Raw genomic sequence first — 23,910 nt, 5'->3', positions numbered from 1 at the left:
CACGTTGGGGGCGGCTTGGTGGAAAAAGACCGCAATGGCCTTCGCCTCGCGCAACGGGCACTGGGTGACATGACCATTAACCCGTATCTGAACACCGTATATGAATCCTGGGATCCCAAGTCAGGGGCCCTACCAGCAGCGTTATCCGCGCACCGTGGAGCTATCCCGCCACGACCGATAGCAAATCACCGGCATTGGGTGGTGCAAATGCGATGATTGCTCCTTCCGGCTGGGGCAGTGTCGCCATGAACCAGGACGGTACGGCAAACACGCCACCGTACATCCAGAACGGCCAGCTTATGATGCCCAACGTGCGGGAGATGGACTGTCTCTTCTGCCACTTCCAGGGCTACAACAACGTAATGAGCTCTGTCTTTGCCCAGATGGGCATTCTCAATGCAGCACCCATGGCCGGGGCGGGACTCATGGACTCATGCCCGACAGTCAGACACAGTGGGTACAATGCCGCCATGGTCGACCTGGGACCAAAAGATGCCAATGGCATGCAGACGGTCAGCCTGAAGCAGTCGGTGGTGGATAACATCAAGCGCCTGCCTCCCAGCGCCAACTGCCAGCAGTGCCACAGCCCGAACAATATGAAGGATCTGCCCGACATGATGAACGGATTCCTCTCCTCGGCGCCAATGATCCTCAATACCAACGCGAATAATCCGATGGTCGGGCCAACCGGCCTGATCATGCCCGCTTATGACTTCAATTCCCCATGGTTGCCCAATACAGTCAAATCTCCGCTCGTTGATGCCACCAATCTGTACAGCTACATGGTGAAAGGGTTGCTTGCCGCCCAGGGTTCCACCGTCTACAACAGAACGACCGTCAACGGCATGACCTCCTTCGGCGGGGACAACCAGGGTGGCAGCGGCCCCATCTTCTATGAGGCACCCGTTACCGATATCGGACTCACGGCGGATTACCCCGGTCAACAGAACCAGAACGTGCTGAAGAAATCTGTCGTTCCCTTCCCGCGGGCAGACTGGTTCAAGCGTGGGGATGCATGGCAGGCCGGTCAGGATGTCCACACCATGTTCGGCTGCGCCGGTTGCCACATGGACACCAACAGTTCCAATCCCGACAAGAATCAATGTGACCCGGGGCGCGGTTTCGACGGTTCCGGCACCATTGAGGACGGTTCACAGATAGGAACCAAGATCGATACGCGCAACACCGTCAAACGGTGTGAAAGCTGCCATGTTACCGGCACCAATCCGGACGGCAACACCGTTGACAACCTCAATGCACCGGACGCCACTGCAGCTCACCAGCGTGCCGGGCTGACCGCATGATCACCAGGGCCATGGGCCCCGACGGCAGCGGTGGACAGAAATTCATTCCGGGCAGCCATCTGGACGTCATCGACTGCACCGTCTGCCATGTACAGAAGAAGAGCATGGCTGTCCGCGCCCTGGATTGCACCAGCGGTAACCGTTATCCGACCATGGTCGGCTTCGATTACAGCAAAGGCATGATGGGCATGTTCGAAGATCCTGCCACTGAAGCTGCAAACGAAGGAGCGAGACAGCAGTACAACTTCATGAATTCCATGATCAATACCAACTGCGGCTACACTTCATCGAGCGGTCCCGGAACCATCTGCACGGCTACCGGCCAGCCCGGTCCCGGCTACCAGGCCGAGATCCCGACAGGCACCCAGGTGATCGGCGGTGCGCTCCAGGAATGGCTGCCGCTTAGAACCTGGTCCAAGGTCGGCAATGGTCTCAAGACCAGCCCCAATTTCAGGCGCAAGATTTACCTGACCAACACCATCGTTTCGGCACTGTTCAACAACGATGAAAATACCGCCGTTGATGCTAACGGTGACGGTGTCAACGGACAGATTCTGACCGTTGGTGATGCCAATTCCACCCAGGGCTTTGGCGAGCCTATTTTCGACCCGTGGATCCAGCGCGACCTGAAGGCCGGGATTAATTTTGCCCCCGGAGGTTTTGCTCCTATTCCGGTCGGCTTCGGCAATGGAGGTGATGGCGTAACCGGCGGGAAATACCAGAGCGCCTACAACTCCGATGGTTCATTCACCGGCGCCTGGAAGTATGTCGGGGTCTACGGGGCAACGCCATCTTCACCACCCCCGATGAAATCAGGGACTATAAGACCTATCGAACCAGCATCAAAGATCAAACCGGTCAATCGGGTAGATCATGGGAAGGCACCCGGCTTGACTATATAGGCGGCCTTTACCAGGTCACCCACGGTGTCAAGCCTGCGAGTATATATGCGCTGGGTAAACCCCGCGCCTTCGATGCCTCCGGCAAGGTTACCGTCTACGGCTGCAGCGACTGTCATGCAACGTCCCAAAACTTCTTTGACGGGGGCTTCAACATGACCGGCACCGCCATCCCCGCCGACGCCACCTGGACACCGGCCCCCAGCATCATCCCTGCAACCGCCTCAACCATGATGCAGAGGCCGGCGGTATTCATCCCGACCATCAAGGCCTACAAGGGTGATCTCCGTACCGGCACCGAACTCTTCAACAAGCTCGGCCAGCCACGGAGCGTTCCTTTTGAGGAAGAGGTCGTGGAAAACAGCATTGCCTATACCCAGACGAAAGACCTGGATCGTGGCGAGACCCTCTACCCCGATGCTGACGGATATTTCAAGGCAGACGGCACATCCCCCGGTGGCACCGGAGCAAATGGATCCTACACACGTAGCCAGTGGCTCAGTTACCTGCTCAGCATCGGTGACAATGTTGCGGCCCTCGGCATAGGCGCAGATCCGGTGGCAAAGTTCTCTGCCACCTTCCCCGATGCCGATCCCAACACGGCAGGCAACCAGCTGCTGGTCAACACCCCGTATACCCTGGCGGCTGATACCAGCGTCAACACCAACGGGACCTTTACCTACAGTATGGCCATCACCGACGGCACCACGGCCGCTGCTCCTTCCATCAGCAAGACCTTCACCAGCACCGGCAACTGGACAGTATCTCTGAAGGTCACCGATGAGGAAGGAAAAACTGCCACGGCAACTAAATCGTTTTATGTGGTCAATCCACCGGCGACCGGTATGACCATTTCTCCGACCGCAGCCGTCAGAGGGGTTGCCGGCACCTATACCTTCGCCAACCTCAAGGACCACGACAGCCTGAAGATATTCTGGGCTGACGGGACTTCAACCGTCCTGGCCAATGTGGGGGGAACCGGCAGTTCGGCAACTGCGCCCCATACCTATGGCACCACCGGCATCAAGAAGCTCACCGTCCTTGTCTACAAGGGTGGCGTGCTGGTGGACACGAAGTACAACTACATAACCGTTACCCTGCAGTAAAGAGAAAGGAAGCGTCACCGCTGCAAAAGGCCCGGGGATTCCCCGGGCCTTATTAATTACAGGCAAAACCACCAGGATTACCGGTGCTATAACCATGGAACATCCATAACTGGGGCATATCCCCCACATTTTCACCCACCTCCTGTTTTGGCCTTTCCCAATCTGCAGGCTGTTTGCTTCTAAAAATTCTGCAATGCACCCAACAACGACAAAATTATAAGTTCAAGCGATGGATTCATAAGAAATATTACGACGCATCAACACTCTTCTGGATTAATTCCTGCTTATATGGCAGCAGTTGCTTTCTTGTTCCGTTTGGCTCAAGTGCCCGCATCCTGTCCCCCAACGGGAGCGGAAATCATTTTCCGGAAGGAGGACCCGATTTTCAGAATGGTTGAAAAGTGAACACAATTCTGAACCCGGCAACAGGTTACTGAAGCCGGAATCACAAAGGAGATCCAAGATAATGAAGAGAACTATCAACTCATCCATGGGCAGATTCAGGCTCGGGCTGATTTCCGGTGCAGTATTGCTTGTTGCCGGAACAGCTGCGGCCTACAACCCTGCCCATGACAACATTCTGTTACGCGATGCAGGAAGCAATATTATCGCCCCCGGCAGCACCAAGGCATTCAGTATGAAGAACACCTGTGGAGCCTGCCACAACGGTTCAACTATTGCCCCATCCACAGGCAAGGCACTGCAAAGCTACGACCAGATCGAGCGGCACAGCTACCATGCCCAGCTGGCAGCCAACGAGCAAAGGGGCTGGAACAGCTGGAATCCTGATGATTCAAAAGACCCTGTAGTCAGCGGCGCCGGGCCCCAGGGTAAAAACTGGGTCCAGGGCCCCGGCCATGTGGGGGCGTGGTGACCACCCTCTGCTCGCCAGTTGGCGAGATTATTTCAGGATGGTGCCGGCACCACCTATGATGCAACAAATGCAATTTTCAAAAAAGTCCCGTTCAGCACCTATACCCCGTTCAATTATACCGACGCAATTCTGTTCAAGCAGAAGGTCGACAACTCCATGGCCGGTTCCATGCGGGACTGCGGCGAATGCCATGTGGGAGGCGGCGCCAACGAGTATGTCCCCAACAAGAGCCCTGAAACCCGAACTTCCCTGCGCGATTATGTCTTCGGTGCAGCAGTTACTGCCTTCAACTACTTTATTGACAGCTATGGCACCAGGAGATGGCTTCAACACCGACGGTAGTCCTGCCAGCTTCGAGCCTACCGTCAACGATTACAGCCAGACCGGGGTCCTGGAAATGGACTGCCTCATGTGCCATCTGAAGGATTATTCCTGGGAGGAGCGCAAGAAGGCAGTCCGTACCGGCAAGTTTGATGCCTCCCGTGTAACCGGCGCCCATCTGGCACTGCATCTACCACGGACGGCATTAATGTCACCTATGACGCGACCAGGGTTGTGGCCAATGGCGATGCTACCGCCCTGAAGCTGGCAAGCACCGTCACCGCCAACATTCTGTCGACACCCGATTCCAACAACTGCGTCAGCTGCCATATGGCAGAGCACGCCGTAGACTGGAAAAAGCGGGGCGACTCTTGGCGAAGCGATTCCGAGATCCATTACAGCATAGGCTGCATGGGCTGCCACAAGCGCAAGGACGCCGACTACTCCAAAGTGGGGACTTCCGGCTTCAGTGGTCTCAAGGGCACCTATGGCTTTAACAATATCAGTGCCGCCAGTCCGGGAGACGACTCCAAGAAACTGGGACAGTGCGATCCTGCCAAGGGCAACGCTCCTTACGGGTCCCTGTGGAACGGCACGGACAACGGCACGAAGAACTGCGCCGGCTGCCATATCTATGGCGGCGACTATGATCCGACGACACAAAGTGTAATAGCCTACGACACTCTCAACGCACCGAACCCGACAGCATCGCACCAGGCAAAAGGGCTGACGGCGAAGATCGTCCAACAGGGCGGCACCATGAACGGCGTAGCCAATGCCAGCCACATCGACCTCATGGCTTGCGAAGCCTGCCACTCCCGCAAAGGAAACTTCACCGGCGGCGCCATGGTTGACGGCACCGGTACCGATGCAGAAGGACGCCTTGCCGACCATGAAAACGAGAATGTAACGCGCCAGAACATGACCAACAACAACTTCATGTCCTGGCAGGGGACCAAACTCTACGCCGCAAATCTTTCCACGTCAGCCTTCTGGAGAGACAAGAATGACGTCAACTTCGACGCCAACAACGACGGCCGTGGGGGTGGCATGGATGCACTGCTCCAGACCCACGTGGCCAAAATAAACAGAGCCAACACCTACAGCCAGGGACCGAGAAGTGGTCAGCCACTGGTGGCACTGACACAGCTCGGCACTGTTACAGCAGCTGATATTACCGATCATCTCAGCGCCATTGATCGTGACCTTGAATATCAGCTGGGCCTCAAAGCATCTCCCGGATCAACATCGGACAACACCAAAACCCATGTAACCAGGCTTTCCTTAATGGGGGTCACCTTCAAAACCAACCATGACATCTCCCCGGCGGCTAAAGCTGGGGCGCAGGTGGTTGTGCCGATTGCCACAAGGTTCAACCAGTAATACAATTGCAGGAACTGTAGGCGACACCGCTGCCGGAGGCTTCTACAACGGCAAGTTCATGGTCAAGGGTGATACCCTTAATATCTCCTGGACCGCCGGCACACAGGTGACACCGTTTGCCTCCGTTAACGGTTCGACCCAGCCTTCCGACTTCCACCCTGGCGTCAAGGAGAAAAGCGGTGTCCGCTCGATCGCCGTTCAATTCGCCTCCAATGGGACGACCATCCGCGACATCGACCGCAGCGAAGGGTTGTATGAAAATGCCTTCAAGACACGCAACACTGCCTTCAACAACAGCATCACCGGCACCGCCATCACCTTCCCGGCACCTACCAGCACCAGTACCACGAGCCAGGGCTGGTTGTTGAAGATCGAAACAAAAAATGCTGCGGGAGATGTGGTAGCCCGCACCAAGCAGGTCTCGGCACTGGTTACTGACATGACAGGCCTGTTGACCAACCTGGGTACTTCCTTTACCGGCACCTGGGACGGCACCGCTTACACCGGTGGCCAGCCTGAATTCGGCATCAGGGCCAACGCTGCCGGCACCGGCCTGCTCATCGAAGCACGCCCCGGTTACACCATCCGTCTGCATCCACAGAGCGACGTCGGACCACTGGGCCTGGCAGGATCTTTGTGGGTAGACAAGACATACACTGGCGCAGCCACTGATCTGACCGGGGCAGCCATTGCTACAACTGACAGAAAAACATGGGTGGCCTACCTGAACAGCTTCGGCGACCCGGCACAGCAGACAAAGGTAGGGATAGGCGTTAATCCGGTGGCCCAATTCTCCGCCGCCTTCCCCGATGCCGATCCCAACACGGCGGGCAACCAGCTGCTGGTCAACACCCCGTACACCCTGGCGGCCGACGCCAGCGTCAACACCAACGGTACCTTTACCTACAGCATGGCCATCACCGACGGTACCACGGCCAGCGCCTCTTCCATCAGCAAGACCTTCACCAGCACCGGCAACTGGACAGTATCTCTGAAGGTCACCGATGAGGAAGGAAAAACTGCCACGGCAACTAAATCGTTTTATGTGGTCAATCCACCGGCAACCGGTATGACCATTTCTCCCACCACCGCCACACGAGGGGTTGCCGGTACCTATACCTTCGCCAACCTCAAGGACCACGACAGCCTGAAGATATTCTGGGCTGACGGGACTTCAACCGTCCTGGCCAATGTGGGGGGAACCGGCAGTTCGGCAACTGCGCCCCACACCTATGGCACCACCGGCATCAAGAAGCTCACCGTCCTTGTCTACAAGGGTGGCGTGCTGGTGGACACGAAGTACAACTACATAACCGTTACCCTGTAACTCATTTTCAAGTACAACAGCGGGAAAAGTGCCCGGGAGAGTTTTCTCCCGGGCTTTTCCAGCAATTCGTGCAAGGACTTATTCATCAGGCAGAGAGCAATAATACGGTTTGATATATTCGTAATTTTGAATATAATGTGACGTTCTTTGTTTGGCCGATGTTCGCCGGAGGAATACAGGAGAGACAATGGAGACCCAATACCTGAAGACTTTGCACACGGTTGTCAAGACAGGTAGTTTTTCCCTGGCGGCAAGCGATCTCTGCATCACCCAATCGGCTGTCTCACAGCGAATAAAGTTTCTGGAGGAGCGCTATGGGTTGCCATTGGTCGATCGTTCCGGCCCTATCATTACCCCTACCGAGGCAGGACAAATTGTTTTGCAAAAGACAGAACAGATCCTGCTGCTGGAAAAAGAGCTTGAAGCAGAATTGAACAGTCTTGGCAGAAAAAGCAGGCTGGCATTCTGTTGTACCCCAACCTTCGGCATCGTTTACCTGCCAAAGGTCCTGAACAAATTCTTCCTCTCCAACTCTGACGATCTTGATTTCAAATTCGTCCTGAACCCACCCGAACAGTCATTGAAAGGGCTCGTGGCCAATGACTTCCATGTGGCGGTCATAGAACACTGCAACACGCTGGAAGTACCTGATATCATCACGCACCCTCTACCCCCGGACGAGCTTGTCTTCATATCATCGCCGACGCTGAAACTGCCAGCTAAAGAAGTGACCCTTGAAGAGCTTTTGCAACAGCGCTGATCGCCCGCCGCGAAGGCTGCAGTTCACGTCTTCTCCTGCAGAAGAACATGGTGCAGGCTGGCAGGAGCATTGATGATTTCAAGGGGATCATCATGCACGACGATCTGCATCTGACAATCCAGACGGTGCTGTCAGGAAGGGGAGTGGCCTTCGTTTCAAAGAGTCTTGTCAACGATTACATTCATGATGGAACATTGAAGGAGCATGTGGTGAAGGATTTCTGTTGTACCCGTTTCCGCACCATCGTTTACAAACGCAAGCAGAGTGAAAACCCTATCCTCATTGATTTCATGAACTACATCTATCTGGCTTTCGGCTTGCAGCCGCCGGCTTCTTTCAGCTGAAAGCCCCTCTCACCCTCCAGGCATCCCGGAAATCTCGCCGGCAGCTCCTTTGGAGAATGGTGAGCATGTATCCCCTGCTACGGCTCTCACTTTATAGAAATAGATAATCTCAGGCGAAACCGAAGTGTCTGTATAGGTGAACGTCCCTTTACCCACTTTGCCCACCACCTCATACGGTCCACTGAAGATGTTGGCACGGGCGATCTCATACCCTGTGACGGTTACAGGATCTTCAACCGGTGGCTTCCAGGTGATATGAAACCCTTCCGGCACAATGACCACACGCAGGTCGGTTGGTGCTGGTGGAGGAACAGGCGTGGCTTCCCGGGCTGTCACTGCTTTGTTTTGTCCCATTAAAGGCTGTTCTATTTGATGGGAACAGGAAAGACCGGTGGAGGAGGCGAAGATTATCACCGACAGCAAGCGAAACCATCTCATGGTGCCTCCAAGACAGGAGCGTCATTCCATTGGGAGAATGAAGTTATAGGGGGGAAATCGGGCGGCGCCCTCTTAAGGCGCCGCCCATGGAAACAACCTGTACTCTGTTTATAGTTTGACCTCATACGGCCGCATCATCTCGTTGTCCTCATGGTCGATGATATGGCAGTGCCAGACGTAGCCGGGGCCGTTTGTCGGGTCGAACGGATAGGTGTTGACACCCGCGCACCCCGGAGTCCCCGGTGTTGCACAAGAAGCAGGGACGGGAATGTCCTGTTGCGTCCAGCGAACCATGATCCGGGTGACCTCGCCGGGATACATGACGACCGTATCCTTCCAGCCTGCCTCGTTTGGCAGCGGCGGAGTCGGAGCTCCCTGCAGATAGGGGCCGACGTAAACATTGCCGCCGACTATGGGAATGACAGGTGCCGGCGGAATTGTCAGGTTGTTGCTGTTGGAGTAATTGTATGGCGGCCCTTCACCAGGCAACATCACGCCGCCGGGAAAGGCTGCACTCCAGTCTTTCAGGTACTTTTTGGCTTGGAAGGGCTGGCGGTTCATCAACTGGAACTGCACCAGGTGAAGGTGGATCGGATGGGCATCGGCCGTCATGTTGATGATTTCCCACTGTTCCGTATCCCCTACCCGCGGCCCCTCGGTAAGCCAGTTGAATCCGGCGTCCCCGCTGACCCCTGCCGGTTTAGGCACTGTATATGAAGAAGCAAAACTGTCCGGAATTTTGGTGGGAGTTGCGATCATCATGGTGCTTTCCTTCAGCCCGCTCCACTTGGTGTTGTTGAGGAGCACTTCCAGCGGTCCGGCGGGCCCCATAACCTCTTTCAGGGTCAGCTGCCGAATGACACTCGGCGTAACTGTCGGGATCCCCGTCACTGGGTTGACCAGCCGTACGATTGGAGCCGCACGGAGAATGCAGGGGTTGGTAACACCACCGGGTACGCAGGTGGGATCGATAAAACCGGCAATCGTAGGTCCGACTTGAAACTGCATGATTTGACCGGTTGTCTGTGGGTCTGCCGGGCGACCGGCCGGAAATGGCGCTTTGGCATCATTGGTCAGCACAATATTGGCATTGGGGAAACCGGCGAAATCGACAATGATGTCGGCACGCTCACCCGGAGCTATAAGGAGTTGTGTCACGGGGACCGGTGCGTCCAGAAGACCGCCGTCGGTGCCGATCTGCCAGAAGATCATCTTGTTGTCGAAATTCAGGTTATAGAAACGGGCGTTGGAGCCGTTGACAATGCGGAAACGGTACCTCTGCGGATCCACCTTGAGAAACGGCCAGCTTTTGCCGTTGACGGTGATGACGTCTCCGAAGAACTCGGGAATCCAGTACGGGTGAACCGCCGGATTGAGCCCCAGGTCGGGGAAGAGGAGCTGCCCTGTGGTGTCGAACATGCGGTCCTGGATGGCAAGCTCGATCTCCTGGAGGCTGGCAGGAAGGCCGATCGGATTGGTCGGAAGGCCCGTATCGCGGGCATCGCGGATCCAGTAGAAGGCCGCCAACCCGCTGTAAACATTGGTGCGGGTCGAGCCGAGGGCGTGGTCATGGAAAAAGAGAGTGGTGGCCTCTTGGCTGTTGGGGTAGTGATAGACGGTCCCATTGGCCGGAGCAGGACTAGAATAGCTCCTGAATGCCGGTCCGCGCAAACCGGTCGGGGTGAACCATTGGTCCGGCCCGCCGTCAAAGTCGGACTTCACTTCCGCACCATGCAGGTGAACTGAAGTCGGCACCGGAGCACCGGGAGGATTTAAAGGATTTCCCGGTGCAACCAGGTTTGGGTTTCCGTAGGGCTTGCAGCAGGGATCGGCGGGGGTTGTCACGCAATTGACCATCTTGAAGGTGCAGAATTGCTGCAAAGGATCTGCCCAGTGTAGCGTCTGGTCCACCGTGAGATACTTCTGAAGTTTCGGAGCCATAAGGGCATTGAGGTAGGTTACCGTGACAGGGGCTCCTTTTTGTGCTTCAACTGTGTAACCGGGCCAGAGAGGCCCCATATTACCGACTTTGTAACCCCAAACGGTTGTCTTGGGGAAACCGGCTATGCCAAGCACAGGGTTGGCAGCGGGAAGAACCTGCTGATCGAACTCCTCCGTCGACACCGAGTACCCCGTGCCGGCCTGTACCCTGGCTCCGACAAAGGTAGGAAGGGGCTCCATATATTTCGGTATATTCTTGCCTAACAGCGGAGTCTGAACGACCTGGGAGTTTGCATGGGCAACGGTGGCGCCTATGGCGCAGAGCATCGTTCCCATGACAACACCAGACAACGATTGCTTCAGTTTCGCTAACATTGATTACCTCCTTAACACACCAAAATTTTTGGTTTCAATGATCACACACAATAAACCCAGTCACCTCCTTTTCTCCGACGCTCTGAATGGTTTACTGCCTCTGATTCTACGGATGTAAACGGGATTGTTACCTCGGCATGCTTACCACAAACTCGAAATGTTACGGAAAAGGTAATGCCGAGACCGAGCCGGACCTGAAAGGTGGTCAATTTTTCCGTCCTTATCCTTTGTCAAACCTCACTGGGGCATCCAATGAAGAAAGGGCAACTAAAGCAGGTGGTTTATGTCTTGCCGGTTGTGGAGGTAATGTTAGGTGGTTTAATGACAAAGCATCTTCAAGAACGAGTCGAGAAGGCCAACAGAAGTAAACTTTTACTCTTTGCTACAGATCATCAAACTCAGGTCTCGGATGTGCAATGTTGGAAGTGCTTCGAGGACAGCTTCTACTGACGGAGGAAATGATCGATTAAATTAGAATAGTCAAATCGAAACGAAGTTTATCACCTTTAAACGGAAAGGCAAGGCAGGTTCAAAAAAATTGTAAACAGGTAACACCCAACCCACTGGCACGTACCGATCCATATGAGGCCCGACCCATGGCGTGAGCAAAGCCGCAACAAGAGCAAGCCACCAGCGGTGTGTCAATATTGGATACTTTGGGTTGCGGGTTATTCATACGCTTAACGTGTCGGCAGTTGGCCGGGCGGGTTGACAGGCCGGATTTACTCCCTTCTTGGGACTTCACTTTCTGTATCTTTCACCCTTTCAGGGCTGCCCCCTCTGCCTTCTTCTGGGTTTTCTTTCTGCCGTTGAGAAGCCTGCTGTACATACCTTCTTGAATACTTCCCATAGCAGGTCTCAAAATTCCTGCTGTTGATCCCGTCAGCTGGGAGCAAGAGAGTATCCAGCACAACAGACAAAGGAAAATCCATTGCTGCTCCAACGCCAAAGATGATTGCTACTGGTAAAGAACCTTCTTCTTTCGGACTGATGGCACCATGAATCACTGCAGCATCGAGACTGGATGCAGGATAAATGCATTTGATGGGCTCGGTACAGGTACGGGAAGCAATTGCAGCGCATCCCGTTATGAGCATCAGATTTATCAGTTGCAAAACAAATTTCACTTGTGCCCTCTTCAGTTAAATTCAGGGAGAAAAAAGAGGGGTCGGCACTTGATATGAGGGTATTTCCGAACTACCTCTTTTTCCTTTTTCAAGGGCTGGCCCCGTAGCGTTCGCGACTTGTTGAGCTTTAATCCTGCCGTAGGTATAAAACTCGACTGCATTCAAAAAGCCCGTTAATCACTTGGTTACTGGTCGCTGTTGGCCGTACGGGTGGCCTTTTCGCCCGAACGGCGTGGTTGAAGCCTCATTTCCACTGGAATATTTACTGTTTTTCTGGTGTCAAGGGGAAAATCAGAGGGTCAGGAAAATCAGAGGGTCATGTTTGACATTTAAACATTTGCCCCCCAGTGAATCTTCAAATGTCAAACATGACCCCATAGACTCCCCATAGACTCCCTAAGCGCCGGCGGCGCCAAAAACGCTATGGAGCTGGCCGTCGCTTCATTCCTGGCCGAGTTGGGATTGCCGAAAGGCCGTCCATCGTTGCAGATCGAAGTCGCTTCGGGGACTGGGAAGCGGACCTGGTACTGGGACGTCGTGGCTCTGGGGCGTTAGCGACTTATGTTGAGCGTAAGAGTCGTTATATAATGATCTCGCGGCTCTCAGATCGAAAGGCTAACAGCTTCAACAACGCAGCGATCACGGCTTATCTGGCGCTGCCTCAAAATCTGCGTCAGACGCTAACCCTGGATAATGGCAAAGAGTTTTCAAAATTTAAAGAGCTCGAAAGCAACACAGGTCTCAAGGTCTACTTCGCTGACGCCTATGCTGCGTGGCAGCGCGGCACCAACGAGAACACGAACGGTCTGCTGCGCTTTTACTTCCCCAAAGGCACGGATCTCAGGAGATTCTCCGATGCAAAGCTGACCAAGGCAATTGAAAGATTAAACCATCGCCCAAGAAAATGTCTCGGCTACCGGACACCCCATGAAATTTTCTGTGAAGCATGTGGTGGTGCACTTGCAATTTGAATCTACCGCCCCAGGGGAAAATCAGAGGGAAAATCAGAGGGTCATGTTTGACATTTAGGGAAAATCAGAGGGGAAAATCAGAGGGTCAGGAAAATCAGAGGGTCATGTTTGACATTTAAACATTTGCCCCAGTGAATCTTCAAATGTCAAACATGACCCCATAGACTCCCCGGCCTTCAAGTAGCTGTCAATCAGCTTCAGCACCCGCCGGTCTCTGACCTTGCGCTTGACCAGTGACATGAGAATGTCATGGTTGACGCGGTCAAAGAATTTCTCCAGGTCAATATCGACCACCCACCGCCGACCGCTTATGACGTGCTGTCGTGCGGCTTTTACTGCCTGATGGGCACTCTTGCCAGGTCGGAACCCGTAGGAGTTTTCCGAGAAATCCGGATCGAACTTTTGGCTCAAGACCTGATGCACTGCCTGCTGGATGAGACGGTCGAGAACGGTGGGTATCCCCAGCATTCTTGTGCCGCCTCCCGGTTTCGGTATCTCTACCTTCAATACCGGTTGCGGGCGATACCTGCCCGCCAGCAGTTCTTCTTTGATGCGCGGCCACTCTTCTTGCAGTTAACCTTTCAAAGCTGTTACCGGCATCTCATCGATACCGGGCGCCCCTTTGTTGGCTACTACTCGTGAGTAGGCCGCCATCATGTTGCCACGGCTGATGATTACTTCCATCAGCTGTTCCGCCTCGAAAGTGGAATGAGCCGTCATTCCCGTGACGCTTGCCGCACCCGCCCCGGCTCCCTTCGGCTTCCGGCCGCTCCATTCCGGGTTGGCGCCAGGCATCTCTTCCCGGCCTTCTGCTGCTCCTGTCGTCATCGAAATTAAGGGTTCCCTTTCGTCGTTTCATGTTCCGCCCTTCATCGACTGGTTGGGCCGACTACTATGCTTCTGCTGACTTCTGCCGAACATGAGGGAGCTGCTTTTCAGCTCCCCTGCACCGGATTTCGCCCAGTGCGGGACGACAGACCTCCCCGGGTAATGCGCGTGACCTTCATCCCATATACCCGCCGCATTTACAGCCGCACCCTCTGAATGGTTATCGGGCTTTGAAGTCACGTGCCTTCTCGCCCGGATACGACTGCCTCTTATGCGATTTCTGTTCGTCGGGCCAGGACTTTGCCTGCGGCTTCCTTCAGATTCCGCCTCGCGACGGACACCCTTGCCGTCCGGCTAACGGTTCCCACCATCAGGGTCCGTAGAGGACTTGCACCTCCAAGTCAATAATCAACCACCACAGTTGATCATACGTCGCTTTCGCGACACGCGCCCTGCCGGGCGCACACGGCTGAGAGTACACCGGCTTGCCCGGTGTTACGCTTGGTTATCTCTTGGAGGGAATATGTCAGTATTTCTTAGCCGCTTCAATAATATCTTCAAGTATTTTTATAAAACCTGGTCGCTTGCCGTCGCACATCAACATCAGTCCAAAATTTTCCATTTGGTTTTCTCGTTCTTCATATTCTTTTTGCCACTCTTTGTACTTTGCCCACTTCTCTTCAAAGCCAGTCCTGTTTTCTCCGCTGAGATGCCAAACAAAGGACAGCATGGCAATTTCTTGGTTGTCAAAAAAGGTGGGGATTTTATCGAAGTCTTTAGTTCCGGTTCTCTTCAGGATTCTGAGGGCGGGGAGAAAAGAAGCTTCCAAAGCAAGGAAGGCTTTATTTGCTTCTTGCCTTTTCATCAGGGCGAGGGCGTTCGTGTGGTTTCTTTGGGACAACTTGAATCCTACGAAAAGGGAAATAGCTCCACCAGTTATAGCCCCTCCAATAGCAGTAATGTACGGGGTATAACTTGTAGCGACGGACACGTCACACATAATTGGTGGATCTCCTTTATAACAAGTCCTATTGGTATAGTTCTTCAAGTAATTGCTGGCGGAATCACCGGCTCCGCTATTTTCTGGGGCGCGATCCTGCTGTTTATGAAGGTATTTCCTTCGTCACTTCGTCTTTTGAGATAACTATCTATTGACCAGTTACAGTGAAGCATCTACAGCTAGATGCAAGTATCTACGTGTATATGCTTTTATCTAAATGTAGATGCAAAGCCAATATCTACTGGTAGATGCAAAAGGCCCGTTTGCTGCTCATCCGCTGCATCCATGGTCAAATCCTTTTCTCACTCCCTACCCTGCATCTGCCGGTCGCCCGCAGTGCGCATACCCATCACTACACCAAATATGTGCCCAGCTCAATGGGAAAAATTAAAAATAACCGCAACGCCCTAAGTAGCCAGCGGCAATTAGTCTCAAAGGCCTCCCCACACGGCACACAAATAAAGCTTCATCCAACTATTGATCTCTACAAAATAAAAGTTATAAAGATATTTAACTAAGCTCCGCTACAAATGACATATAGGGGGGAACATGACAGGATCGGTGAGAAGACTGTGGGTTGTGATGGTAACGGTTTGCCTGTTTGCCGCTGCAACACCGCTGTATGCAGCCGGTGCCACAACGTGTTACTTCAAAGGCGATTGTGGAGCGGGCAACTACTGTTCGAAACCTGTGGGGACCTGCGGTGGGCCGGGGACATGCGCGGCTATGCCCCAGATGTGCATTACCCTGTGGAATCCGGTCTGCGGTTGCGACAATCGCACCTATGGGAACAGTTGTGAAGCAAGCCGTGCCGGTGTTGCGGTGGCGGGTGCAAACGAATGCAGCATGTACGAACTTTACGCCAACGCCCCGGAAGGGGGCACTGTTTATATGCGCAATGTCAATTACGGCGAGACCTTCACTGCCGATCTTCCCAAATCCGTTACTTTGGTGGGAGGTTTCGATACCGGTTCCCAGACAGTGACGGGAACTTCCGTCTTTTATGCCATGGTTGTCTCTGCCGGCACGCTGGACGTGAGGAATATTACCCTGCAATAGCCGGGCTTCAAACGTTTCCGGGGAAGGAAGGCGGGGCGTCGGGAGTAAGCGACGAGCCATAGCGGCGAGCGGACACCCGCCGCATGTGGAACGGAGAAGGGCTCGCCTGTTTGGCACCGTGCGGCATTATGCGGGCGGCACTGCAAGGTCCGCAGCTGTGGCGACAGAGCGAACGGACGACGTCGCGACTGCCTGACTCTTCCCCAAAACTTTGGGGAAAAACCATTAAAAAAAGCCCGGGAAGCCATGTCTCCCGGGCTTTTTCATACCTATTAGTCGAGCAGCGCTTACCGCACCAGCTTGGACAATTTCTTGAAGGCATCGGTCCCGGCCACCCGCAACAGCTGGAAGAGCACCGCTTCGGTGGAGGTAATGACCGCGCCGGCAGCGGCGGCCGCGTCCACACCCACCTGCCAGTTGTCCTTTTTGCGGCTCATGACCGCATCCTTCACCAGGTGCACGTAGTACCCGGCATCCAGAAGCTCCAGCACCGTCTGCAGAACGCAGACGTGGGTCTCCATGCCGACGATGATGATCTGCTTGCGACCGGTCTTCCTGACCGCATCGGTGAAATTATGGTCGCCACAGCAGCTGAAGGTCATCTTTTCCAAGGCTGGCGAACAGAGCTTCTCCTTCAGCTCCGGCAGGGTTTCCCCAAGCCCCTTCACGTACTGCTCCGTGGCCAGGACCGGAAGATCGAGCTCGGCGGCCGCTTCCTGGAGGATGGAGACATTAGTACAAAGCTTGGCCAGCACCTTGTCGTCCATGGCCTTGCACAGCTTTTCCTGCACGTCGATCACCACCAACACTGCATTGCCGCTGTCGAGAAAAAACTTTTCCTTTACCCCCATACGTCCCCCTTTATTTAATCATGTGACGTGTGACAAGTGACAGGTGACAAAAGACAGTGGACCTCGTCACTCGTCACTCGTCACCGCCTTAATCACCAATCACCGCAGTTCAGTCCTTCTTCACCTCGATCCCCAGTTCGGTGATCTTCTTGCGCAGGGTATTGCGGTTGATGCCGAGTATGTCCGCGGCCCGCACCTGATTGCCCCGTGTTTTTCCAGGACAAAGCGGATCAGTGGCCGCTCCACCTGCTCCAGCACCATGGTGTATACGTCGCCGCTCTCCATCTTTTCCATGTTGGTAAAGGAGCCGCGCAGCTTGATATCTACGATTCCTTCAAGTGAGAGGTCTTCGCTCTGCACCAGTTCTGCCCCCTTCTGCACCCGCAGGCTGGAAAAATCGGCAGCAGTCAGCAGTGGATCGACAGAGAGGATAACGGCCCGCTTGATGGTATTTTCCAGTTCCCTGACATTGCCGGGCCAGTTGTAGGAGGTAAGAAGGCGAATAGCATCGGGTGAACAGGTCTTGACCGGGACTTCCAGCTCGGCGCAGACCTTGGCCAAGAAATAATCCACCAAGAGCGGGATGTCCTCGCTCCGCTCACGTAGCGGCACCAGGTGCAGGGGGATGACGTTGAGGCGATAGAAGAGATCTTCCCGGAACTGCTTCTTCCGCACCATTTCCTCCAGATCCTGATTGGTCGCCGCCACTACCCGCACATCAACCGGAATGATCTGGCTGCCGCCGGTTCTGGTTACCTCTTTTTCCTGGAGAACGCGCAGGATCTTCGACTGCAGGTCGAAGGGCATGTCGCCGATCTCATCAAGGAAGATGGTGCCGTTGTTGGCCTGCTCGAACTTGCCCAGCTTCCGCTCGACGGCGCCGGTGAATGCCCCCTTTTCAAAACCGAACAGCTCGCTCTCCAGGAGTTCCTTGGGAATGGCAGCGCAGTTGAGGGCAACGAAAGGCTTGCCGAGGCGCTTGGAGTTGAAGTGAATGGCCCGGGCAATGAGCTCCTTGCCGGTTCCCGATTCGCCCTGGACGAGAACGGTAACGTCACTGGGAGCCACCTTGCCGATAGTCTTGTAGATCTCCCGCATGGCCGGGGAGTTGCCGATAATGGTTTTTTCCAGCTGGTAGCGGTCCTTCAGCTCCTCCTTGAGCAGAGTCACCTGGGTGGTCATCTCCCTCGCCCGGTTCACTTTCTCGACAATGGCGTCGATGACATCCAGGTCGAAGGGCTTGGTCAGGTAGTCATAGGCGCCACGCTTCATGGCTTCCACGGCGTTCTTCATGCTCGCCTCGGCAGTCATGATCACCACCAGAAGATCGCTCTTCAGCTCCCGCACCCGGTCCAGCAGTTCCAGCCCCGAAAGGCCTGGCATCTTGATATCGAGGATCGCCAGATCGTAGCTGTGCATCTTGATGTTGCGCAGGGCCTCGTCGCCATCCTTGGCCAGGTCCACGTTGAACCCTTTTTTCTTCAGGGCCTTGGACAGGACCAGCGCATGCTCTCTTCGTCGTCGGCGACAAGTATGTTGTTGATAGACATGAAAACCTCAGTTCTATGAGTTCTACGTTCTATGTTCTACGTTCTACGTTCGGGTTAAACCTAGAACCTCGAACATAGAACATAGAACAGCCTTTATTGCACAAGTGGCAGCATCACCGTGAATGCCGTTCCCTTGCCGGGCTCCGAATCCACTCTGATCATACCCCGGTGCTCGGCGATGATCTTCTGGCAGATGGCAAGCCCGAGACCGGTCCCCTTGCTCTTTGTGGTGTAGAACGGGGTAAAAAGATGATCCAGCTCTTCCTTGTCGATGCCGGGGCCGTCGTCGCACACGTCGATGGCCACCAGGCGGGAGCGGCCCTCCCCTTTGGGCATCATGCTGTAGTCGGAGAGGATGCGGCTCTTCACCTTCACCTGCCTCCATCCCCCACCGCCTCCACGGCATTCTTGATCAGGTTGAGAAAAAGCTGCGTCAACAGCGATTCATCGGCTAGTATGGGAGGGATGCTGGGATCGAACTGCTGGATAAAGGTAATCCGGCGCCCGTCAACTGCCCTCTTCTGCAAAAGGAGGATGTCCCCAAGGACCTTGTGCAGGTTGACCTTGGAAAGTTCCAGTTTGCGGGGAGACGCCAGGGCCAGAAGATCCTCGACGATGCGGTTGACCCGCTGCACTTCCTTGAGCATTACCCTGGTATAATCACGCAGCTCGGGATTGTCCGGCAGCTCCATCTCCAGGAGCTGCGCCGCCCCCTTGATGCCCCCCAGAGGGTTTTTTATCTCATGGGCAAGACCGGCAGCCAATGCCCCCAGTGAAGAAAGCCTGTCTGCCTGGCGGACCGCATCTTCCAGCTCGCGGATATTGGTCAGATCCCGCAGGATAAGGATTGTGCCAATCCTGTCGCCGTCAGCCTTCATCAGCGGCGACGTGGTGGCGCTCACCGGTATCAGCCTGCCCACCTTCTTCAGAATGATGTTTTCATGGTCGGAGATGGTCATGCCGGTCTGTGCCGTCTTCTGCACCATGTCCAGCAGGATCTCCTCACCCTTGAACAGGTCTGAAAAGTGCGCCTTCCGGGCCTGGCGCTGGGAGATGCCGACCATCTCTTCGGCTGCCGGATTGAGCAGCGTCACCAGCCCCTGGATATCAAGGACGATCACCCCATCGCCGACGCTGTCAATGACATTGGCATAGTATTCCTCAAGATGCTCAATGGGCATGTGCAGGCTCCGAGAAGAAATCCTCCAGTGCCGCTATCAGTGCCGTTCTGTCTTCAATGTGATTGATCATGGCACGAAAATGGCTGCGCCCGGCATCCCCTTGGCATACCAGGATAGGTGCTTGCGCATTTCTCTGACCGCAACATGTTCACCGGTTGCCTCCAGGAAAAGATCCAGGTGCCGCAAAGCCAGCGATCGCTTTTCGGCAGCGGTCGGGGGTATTGGTTCGTTCCCCGACAACAGGGCCAGAGCCTCCCTGAAAAGCCAGGGATTACCCAATCCGCCGCGGGCGACCATGACTCCGTCGCAGCCGGTCTGGTCGATCATGGCAACCACGTCGGCGGCAGTGAAGATGTCGCCGCTGCCGATGACCGGTACGGAAAGCGCCTCTTTCAGCTCGGCGATCTTCGACCAGTCCGCATGCCCTTCAAACATCTGGGCCCGGCTGCGGGGATGCAGAGTCACCCCATCGACACCTTCGGCCTCGGCAATGCGCCCTATTTCAAGGAAGGTATGATCGGCGGCGGCCCAGCCGGTGCGAATCTTGATGGTCAATGGCAGGGAAGTCGCCTTGCGCACTGCCTTGACAATCATCCCCACCTTTGCCGGCTCGCGCAACAAGGCGCTGCCGGCGCCGCTGCCCACCACCTTGCGTACCGGGCAGCCCATATTGATGTCGATCAGCTCGCCGTATTGCTCCACGAGCCGCGCCCCTTCAGCCAAGAGCTGAGGGTCGTCGCCGAAGATCTGGATGCCCATGGGACGATCCATGGGATCTCTGCGCAAAAGATCGAAGGTTTTCTTCCCTTCCCGGACCAGGCCGTTGACGCTGATCATTTCGGTAAAAGTGAGAGCGGCGCCGCATTCCCGGGCGAGGATACGCATGGGAAGATTGGTAAGGCCAGCCATGGGAGCGAGGATAAGGTTGTTTTCCAGCTGCAGTGAGCCGAGAGAAAGCAAAGTTTTCAATGATAACCGGTGAACTGATTGGATGTGCCTAAATTTTGGGCATTTTAACACAGGAAGAGGAAAAGGCAAGGTAATTTTAGGACCGGAAGATTTTCTCCAGGTCTCACATGGAACCGTTTATGGCTGTCACTCCCTCCAGGGCTCCACATGCCAGGGACAGGTGGGGGACTGCAACCTGCGCTTCACGGGGATTTATGCGGACAAGGGTGACGCCTTTCCTTGAGCAGGTGCTCGCTTAGATGGCGGATGGTGGGAATGGCCGTTCCTGCTCCCATTTCGATTACCACCATGGGCTTTAGCCTGGCGGAATCCAGGAACTCTTCGAACCGCCCTTCCTGGCGATCGGTGCGGGCACTGATCCAGCCGTAATCGCCGAACATGAGGATATTGGGCCGGGCGACCCCTTTGCAGCTCATGCAACGCGGGATGGAGCGGGCGCGCATGGTATCCGTATCTACCGGGATGCTCTCCCTGTTGCTCCAGATATTAAGGGAACAAGGGGCCGTGCACTGGAGATGGTGGATGGAGCCGTGAACCTCCAAAATACGGTCTTCAGGAAAGCCCGCCTTCTGGAACTGGCCGTCCACGTTGGAGGTGACCACGAAATGATCAAGATTGAAACGCTCGATCCAGGACCTGAGGAGGGAGAATCCGGCATGGGGAACGGTTTGGCGATAAAGGTTGGTGCGATGGCCGTAAAAACCCCAGCCAAAGGCGGATCCCGCTCGAAATGTTCAGGATTGGCAGCGCCGACGAAGCTGATGCCGAGCCGTTCATACATGGGATAGGCCTGCCAGAAGCCCTTATCCCCGCGGAAGTCTGGAAGCCCCGAATCCACCCCCATCCCTGCGCCGGCCGTTATCACCAGCGCCCCGGCATTCCTGATCGCTTCAGCAGCCCGAAAGAATATGTCATCCATCGTCTCACCCCTCACCCGTCACCCCTCACCCGTCACCCCTCACCCGTCACCCGTCACCCGTCACCAATCACCAATCACCAATCACCAATCACCAATCACCGTCATATCCCCACCCTTACCAGGACGGGCTTCAGCAGCCGCACCACCTCCTGTGGGTCCATGGCAACGAGAAAGCCCCGTTTGCCACCGTTGATGTATATCTGTGGCAGCTCATGGATGGTCTCTTCCATATAAACCGGCATGGTACGCCGTGTACCGAATGGGGAGGTGCCTCCTACCAGATACCCCGAATGCCGATTGGCAACCTCCGGGCTGCAGGGAGCAACACTCTTCACCCCCAGGACCCTGGCCAGTTCCTTGGTGGAAACCTGGCAATCCCCATGCATGAGCACAACCAGCGGCTGCCTGGCGTCATCCTCCATGATCAGTGTCTTTATGATGCAATGTTCATCAACTCCCAGTTCTCGTGCGGATACGGCCGTGCCCCCCTTTTCCTCGTAATTGTATAGATGGGGGACGAACTGGGCTTTCTCGGCGCGAAGCATGCGCACTGCAGGTGTAACCGCTATTTTTTCCTTTGACATTGTCCTCTTCCCTGTGTTTCCATACCGACATCTTTGCAGGTAGCTTATTGCCGCTCCGGGCAACCGGCCACGGTAAAAATATAACTTTTATTATTCAAAAGAGAAAGCGTTTCTGGCCCGATTAACAGGTTGAAAGGCGGAGAATGGAAAACCCGGAGGCAAAACCGGCAAGGAAGATCCTCGTCATGGACGACGACGAAATGATCCGTTTTATCGCCGAGCAGACGCTGAGCAAGGCTGGATATGATGTAACCTGTGTCGCCGACGGGGCAGCGGCAGTGGAAGCATATGTTGCCGCCCGCAAGGGGGATAGGCCATACATCGCTGTTTTTCTAGATCTCAACATCCCCGGGGGTATGGGGGGCAAGGAGACCATGAAACGCTTGCTGGATATTGATCCGGCAGCAAAGGGTTTCGTCATGAGCGGTGATCCCACCGACCCGGTAATGCAGGATTTTGCCGTCCATGGTTTTCATGGTGCTGTAGATAAACGACTGCTATACAAGAAAGCGGAATTAGACGCTATTTTGAGTGCACTTGCTTAGCAGGCGCCTAAAACCAGCTCAATATCCGTAATCAAGGCTGTCAATCCGCTCAACCCGGCCATCTACAAACCTGAAGGCATACATGAAGGCATTGGGACCGAAGTTATAATTCCACTCATCGATGGTGACGATACTGAAATCTTTTTTGTCCGGCCCAAGCCTTTTCTCCTCGCGCTGGGTCTTCATTGTCGGCTCACCGCATTTGGCGATCACTTCAACCATGGCATCGCCAGTGGAAACAATTCCATTAGTGCAGCGACATGTGCTGGATTCGACGGCAAAGCCGGCCTCGACAAAACCAACGACAAGCAGACAGGCAGCAAGAAAAAACAGAAACTTGTTCATGGGGTACTCCTCCTGAAAAGTTATTAGAAACGAATGGTTTGTTTTATGTTGTCGGGAACATAGGACCGGTCAATTTTCCAGCCTTTGCCCGGAACCAGCACCGGCGCCAACTTTACCGCAATGTATCCGATAACATTCATGCCGGCCGGAAGTTCTGAGGCGATCCTGACAATTCTGAATCCGACCAGATCACCAACCCCGGGGCAGGATGGCGCGCCTTTCAGGGTACAGCCCCACATTTCCCAACCGCCGGTTTTGTCTGCGATGCGAAGCTGAAAATTCCGTTCCCCTTCCGAGCCAATGGCCCCGACCGCTTCAACCATGGCAGGGACAACCGATTCCAACAGCAGCTTGTTCGGCAAGTTCGTGCATGCATAGTCGAAAGCTGCTGCGTTGCTCTCGAAAGCAAGTATCTGACCATCCTTCTTCTTCAGCCAGCCGAACATGTAGCTCTCCCTGTGAGATTTTTCCTGCGATATCTTTATCAAAGTTTGCCGGACTTTCCAATTTAAAACAGGCAACTTGATTCTCAACATTGACATTTTCGGCGGTCAAAGCTATATCCTGATGTCCACAAGGAGAAATAGCATGCAGATAAGATATAATACATTAGGCACCTGTGCATCAAGGATTGATATTGAAATTGACAACGGCGTAATACAATCAGCCGCTTTTATCGATGCTGCGCCGGAAACACCCAGCAGTCGGTGCACTGGTCAAGGGGATGGCCGTTGAAGAGGCAATCAGAAGGCTTAAGGGTATTGCCTGCCAGGGAGACACCTCATGTCCGGATCAGTTGGCCAGGGCACTGGAACAGGCACTGCTATAGTTTCCATCCGGAACCTCCGGATGAGAAACTAGTGGTTTCCGATCCGGAAAGAGGGGATTTTTTGTTCTGGCAAGGAAATC

At 54.7% G+C, this 23,910-nt stretch carries 25 protein-coding genes and 4 pseudogenes; 14 read left to right on the top strand and 15 right to left on the bottom strand.

The window, feature by feature from the left end:
• Positions 1 to 212 precede the first annotated feature (212 nt).
• The 10 genes from JCM15764_RS22715 to JCM15764_RS26430 all read left to right on the top strand — a co-directional run bounded on the left by JCM15764_RS22715 (position 213) and on the right by JCM15764_RS26430 (position 8,318).
• The gene (locus JCM15764_RS22715; protein ID WP_243688688.1) at positions 213 to 1,304 is read left to right on the top strand and encodes a hypothetical protein; all 1,092 of its coding nucleotides are present in this window, start codon (positions 213 to 215) and stop codon (positions 1,302 to 1,304) included.
• Positions 1,301 to 2,206 carry a hypothetical protein gene (locus JCM15764_RS22710; protein WP_243688687.1) on the top strand — a complete coding sequence of 302 codons (906 nt, stop codon included), beginning with the start codon at positions 1,301 to 1,303 and terminating at the stop codon, positions 2,204 to 2,206. The genes JCM15764_RS22715 and JCM15764_RS22710 overlap by 4 nt, the downstream gene beginning before the upstream one ends.
• A 152-nt stretch (positions 2,207 to 2,358) precedes the next feature.
• A complete protein-coding gene (locus JCM15764_RS22705) occupies positions 2,359 to 3,309 on the top strand; it encodes a PKD domain-containing protein (protein ID WP_243688686.1) in 951 nt (316 codons plus the stop codon).
• A gap of 466 nt (positions 3,310 to 3,775) precedes the next feature.
• Positions 3,776 to 4,183 (top strand): cytochrome C, encoded by a 408-nt coding sequence (locus JCM15764_RS09755; RefSeq protein ID WP_243688685.1) that lies wholly within the window; start codon positions 3,776 to 3,778, stop codon positions 4,181 to 4,183.
• 18 nt (positions 4,184 to 4,201) lie between these two features.
• Entirely contained in the window at positions 4,202 to 4,525 is a 324-nt protein-coding gene (locus JCM15764_RS09750) for a hypothetical protein (RefSeq protein WP_054695136.1), read from the top strand.
• Entirely contained in the window at positions 4,491 to 4,766 is a 276-nt protein-coding gene (locus JCM15764_RS22700) for a hypothetical protein (protein ID WP_243688684.1), read from the top strand. Before JCM15764_RS09750 ends, JCM15764_RS22700 begins: the two co-directional genes overlap by 35 nt.
• Complete coding sequence (locus JCM15764_RS09745; RefSeq protein WP_054695134.1) at positions 4,739 to 5,887, top strand: hypothetical protein; 1,149 nt, start codon at positions 4,739 to 4,741, stop codon at positions 5,885 to 5,887. Before JCM15764_RS22700 ends, JCM15764_RS09745 begins: the two co-directional genes overlap by 28 nt.
• On the top strand, positions 5,865 to 7,214 hold the full coding sequence (locus tag JCM15764_RS09740) for a PKD domain-containing protein (protein WP_054695131.1): 1,350 nt from the start codon (positions 5,865 to 5,867) through the stop codon (positions 7,212 to 7,214). Before JCM15764_RS09745 ends, JCM15764_RS09740 begins: the two co-directional genes overlap by 23 nt.
• 187 nt (positions 7,215 to 7,401) lie before the next feature.
• Entirely contained in the window at positions 7,402 to 7,974 is a 573-nt protein-coding gene (locus JCM15764_RS26435) for a multiheme cytochrome-associated LysR family transcriptional regulator (RefSeq protein ID WP_279384358.1), read from the top strand.
• Positions 7,975 to 8,021: 47 nt separating this feature from the next.
• Entirely contained in the window at positions 8,022 to 8,318 is a 297-nt protein-coding gene (locus tag JCM15764_RS26430; RefSeq protein ID WP_279384357.1) for a LysR substrate-binding domain-containing protein, read from the top strand.
• Between the two features lie 9 nt (positions 8,319 to 8,327).
• Here the strand turns inward: JCM15764_RS26430 and JCM15764_RS09730 are convergent, their stop codons facing one another.
• The 3 genes from JCM15764_RS09730 to JCM15764_RS09715 all read right to left on the bottom strand — a co-directional run bounded on the left by JCM15764_RS09730 (position 8,328) and on the right by JCM15764_RS09715 (position 12,199).
• Entirely contained in the window at positions 8,328 to 8,756 is a 429-nt protein-coding gene (locus JCM15764_RS09730) for a fibronectin type III domain-containing protein (RefSeq protein ID WP_054695128.1), read from the bottom strand.
• A 108-nt stretch (positions 8,757 to 8,864) separates the two neighbouring features.
• A complete protein-coding gene (locus JCM15764_RS26425; protein WP_279384356.1) occupies positions 8,865 to 11,072 on the bottom strand; it encodes a multicopper oxidase family protein in 2,208 nt (735 codons plus the stop codon).
• Between the two features lie 722 nt (positions 11,073 to 11,794).
• Positions 11,795 to 12,199: a YceK/YidQ family lipoprotein gene (locus tag JCM15764_RS09715; RefSeq protein ID WP_054695122.1), complete on the bottom strand. Its 405-nt coding sequence runs from the start codon at positions 12,197 to 12,199 to the stop codon at positions 11,795 to 11,797.
• A gap of 410 nt (positions 12,200 to 12,609) precedes the next feature.
• On the opposite strand from JCM15764_RS09715, the pseudogene JCM15764_RS09710 reads away from it, so the two are divergent.
• Positions 12,610 to 13,170 (top strand): annotated as a pseudogene (locus JCM15764_RS09710) (IS30 family transposase); the annotation flags it as partial.
• Between the two features lie 102 nt (positions 13,171 to 13,272).
• Here JCM15764_RS09710 and JCM15764_RS29495 read toward each other — a convergent pair.
• From JCM15764_RS29495 to JCM15764_RS09695, 3 genes are all read right to left on the bottom strand, one after another.
• A complete protein-coding gene (locus JCM15764_RS29495; RefSeq protein WP_279384355.1) occupies positions 13,273 to 13,677 on the bottom strand; it encodes a reverse transcriptase domain-containing protein in 405 nt (134 codons plus the stop codon).
• 66 nt (positions 13,678 to 13,743) lie between these two features.
• Positions 13,744 to 13,998, bottom strand: coding sequence for a hypothetical protein (locus JCM15764_RS29490; protein ID WP_054695116.1), 255 nt, complete (start codon positions 13,996 to 13,998; stop codon positions 13,744 to 13,746).
• 526 nt (positions 13,999 to 14,524) lie between these two features.
• Positions 14,525 to 14,998, bottom strand: a complete 474-nt coding sequence (locus tag JCM15764_RS09695; RefSeq protein WP_054695113.1) for a hypothetical protein — start codon at positions 14,996 to 14,998, stop codon at positions 14,525 to 14,527.
• Positions 14,999 to 15,547: 549 nt separating this feature from the next.
• On the opposite strand from JCM15764_RS09695, the gene JCM15764_RS09690 reads away from it, so the two are divergent.
• Complete coding sequence (locus JCM15764_RS09690; protein ID WP_243688683.1) at positions 15,548 to 16,057, top strand: Kazal-type serine protease inhibitor family protein; 510 nt, start codon at positions 15,548 to 15,550, stop codon at positions 16,055 to 16,057.
• Positions 16,058 to 16,344: 287 nt separating this feature from the next.
• Here JCM15764_RS09690 and JCM15764_RS09685 read toward each other — a convergent pair whose 3' ends face one another.
• The 7 genes and pseudogenes from JCM15764_RS09685 to ybaK all read right to left on the bottom strand — a co-directional run bounded on the left by JCM15764_RS09685 (position 16,345) and on the right by ybaK (position 22,111).
• On the bottom strand, positions 16,345 to 16,908 hold the full coding sequence (locus tag JCM15764_RS09685; RefSeq protein ID WP_054695107.1) for an isochorismatase family protein: 564 nt from the start codon (positions 16,906 to 16,908) through the stop codon (positions 16,345 to 16,347).
• Between the two features lie 109 nt (positions 16,909 to 17,017).
• Positions 17,018 to 18,458: pseudogene (locus JCM15764_RS28105) on the bottom strand (sigma-54-dependent transcriptional regulator).
• 93 nt (positions 18,459 to 18,551) lie between these two features.
• Positions 18,552 to 18,833, bottom strand: coding sequence for an ATP-binding protein (locus JCM15764_RS29485; RefSeq protein ID WP_439645276.1), 282 nt, complete (start codon positions 18,831 to 18,833; stop codon positions 18,552 to 18,554).
• Complete coding sequence (locus JCM15764_RS09675; protein ID WP_439645275.1) at positions 18,830 to 19,639, bottom strand: two-component system sensor histidine kinase NtrB; 810 nt, start codon at positions 19,637 to 19,639, stop codon at positions 18,830 to 18,832. The genes JCM15764_RS29485 and JCM15764_RS09675 overlap by 4 nt, the downstream gene beginning before the upstream one ends.
• Positions 19,629 to 20,548: pseudogene (gene dusB, locus JCM15764_RS09670) on the bottom strand (tRNA dihydrouridine synthase DusB). The gene JCM15764_RS09675 and the pseudogene dusB overlap by 11 nt, the downstream one beginning before the upstream one ends.
• Before the next feature lie 163 nt (positions 20,549 to 20,711).
• Positions 20,712 to 21,527, bottom strand: a pseudogene (locus JCM15764_RS09665) (SIR2 family NAD-dependent protein deacylase).
• 101 nt (positions 21,528 to 21,628) lie between these two features.
• A complete protein-coding gene (gene ybaK / locus JCM15764_RS09660) occupies positions 21,629 to 22,111 on the bottom strand; it encodes a Cys-tRNA(Pro) deacylase (RefSeq protein WP_054695104.1) in 483 nt (160 codons plus the stop codon).
• 143 nt (positions 22,112 to 22,254) lie between these two features.
• On the opposite strand from ybaK, the gene JCM15764_RS09655 reads away from it, so the two are divergent.
• Complete coding sequence (locus JCM15764_RS09655; protein ID WP_054695101.1) at positions 22,255 to 22,656, top strand: response regulator; 402 nt, start codon at positions 22,255 to 22,257, stop codon at positions 22,654 to 22,656.
• A gap of 18 nt (positions 22,657 to 22,674) precedes the next feature.
• On the opposite strand, the gene JCM15764_RS09650 is transcribed toward JCM15764_RS09655, so the two are convergent.
• Entirely contained in the window at positions 22,675 to 23,001 is a 327-nt protein-coding gene (locus JCM15764_RS09650; RefSeq protein WP_054695095.1) for a DUF2845 domain-containing protein, read from the bottom strand.
• A gap of 23 nt (positions 23,002 to 23,024) precedes the next feature.
• Complete coding sequence (locus JCM15764_RS09645) at positions 23,025 to 23,447, bottom strand: hypothetical protein (RefSeq protein ID WP_054695093.1); 423 nt, start codon at positions 23,445 to 23,447, stop codon at positions 23,025 to 23,027.
• A gap of 233 nt (positions 23,448 to 23,680) precedes the next feature.
• Between JCM15764_RS09645 and JCM15764_RS22685 the strand changes: the two genes are divergently transcribed.
• Positions 23,681 to 23,830, top strand: a complete 150-nt coding sequence (locus JCM15764_RS22685; RefSeq protein WP_243688682.1) for a TSCPD domain-containing protein — start codon at positions 23,681 to 23,683, stop codon at positions 23,828 to 23,830.
• Positions 23,831 to 23,910: the final 80 nt, after the last annotated feature.

It is taken from the genome of Geotalea toluenoxydans JCM 15764, assembly GCF_001311985.1.
GTDB classification, from domain to species: Bacteria; Desulfobacterota; Desulfuromonadia; order Geobacterales; family Geobacteraceae; genus Geotalea; species Geotalea toluenoxydans.
Note: the sequence above shows the minus strand (reverse complement) of the source record. Positions and strands in the feature narration are given on the sequence as shown.

Bases quoted from the DNA above. Each gene is read 5' to 3' on its own strand.
- JCM15764_RS22715 (WP_243688688.1), top strand. From the start codon at position 213: ATGATTGCTCCTTCCGGCTGGGGCAGTGTCGCCATGAACCAGGACGGT.
- JCM15764_RS22710 (WP_243688687.1), top strand. From the start codon at position 1,301: ATGATCACCAGGGCCATGGGCCCCGACGGCAGCGGTGGACAGAAATTC.
- JCM15764_RS22705 (WP_243688686.1), top strand. From the start codon at position 2,359: ATGACCGGCACCGCCATCCCCGCCGACGCCACCTGGACACCGGCCCCC.
- JCM15764_RS09755 (WP_243688685.1), top strand. From the start codon at position 3,776: ATGAAGAGAACTATCAACTCATCCATGGGCAGATTCAGGCTCGGGCTG.
- JCM15764_RS22700 (WP_243688684.1), top strand. From the start codon at position 4,491: ATGGCACCAGGAGATGGCTTCAACACCGACGGTAGTCCTGCCAGCTTC.
- JCM15764_RS26435 (WP_279384358.1), top strand. From the start codon at position 7,402: ATGGAGACCCAATACCTGAAGACTTTGCACACGGTTGTCAAGACAGGT.
- JCM15764_RS26430 (WP_279384357.1), top strand. From the start codon at position 8,022: ATGGTGCAGGCTGGCAGGAGCATTGATGATTTCAAGGGGATCATCATG.
- JCM15764_RS09730 (WP_054695128.1), bottom strand. From the start codon at position 8,756: ATGAGATGGTTTCGCTTGCTGTCGGTGATAATCTTCGCCTCCTCCACC.
- JCM15764_RS26425 (WP_279384356.1), bottom strand. From the start codon at position 11,072: ATGTTAGCGAAACTGAAGCAATCGTTGTCTGGTGTTGTCATGGGAACG.
- JCM15764_RS29490 (WP_054695116.1), bottom strand. From the start codon at position 13,998: ATGACGACAGGAGCAGCAGAAGGCCGGGAAGAGATGCCTGGCGCCAAC.
- JCM15764_RS09695 (WP_054695113.1), bottom strand. From the start codon at position 14,998: ATGTGTGACGTGTCCGTCGCTACAAGTTATACCCCGTACATTACTGCT.
- JCM15764_RS09690 (WP_243688683.1), top strand. From the start codon at position 15,548: ATGACAGGATCGGTGAGAAGACTGTGGGTTGTGATGGTAACGGTTTGC.
- JCM15764_RS09685 (WP_054695107.1), bottom strand. From the start codon at position 16,908: ATGGGGGTAAAGGAAAAGTTTTTTCTCGACAGCGGCAATGCAGTGTTG.
- JCM15764_RS09675 (WP_439645275.1), bottom strand. From the start codon at position 19,639: ATGCCCATTGAGCATCTTGAGGAATACTATGCCAATGTCATTGACAGC.
- ybaK (WP_054695104.1), bottom strand. From the start codon at position 22,111: ATGTCAAAGGAAAAAATAGCGGTTACACCTGCAGTGCGCATGCTTCGC.
- JCM15764_RS09655 (WP_054695101.1), top strand. From the start codon at position 22,255: ATGGAAAACCCGGAGGCAAAACCGGCAAGGAAGATCCTCGTCATGGAC.
- JCM15764_RS09650 (WP_054695095.1), bottom strand. From the start codon at position 23,001: ATGAACAAGTTTCTGTTTTTTCTTGCTGCCTGTCTGCTTGTCGTTGGT.
- JCM15764_RS09645 (WP_054695093.1), bottom strand. From the start codon at position 23,447: ATGTTCGGCTGGCTGAAGAAGAAGGATGGTCAGATACTTGCTTTCGAG.
- JCM15764_RS22685 (WP_243688682.1), top strand. From the start codon at position 23,681: ATGCTGCGCCGGAAACACCCAGCAGTCGGTGCACTGGTCAAGGGGATG.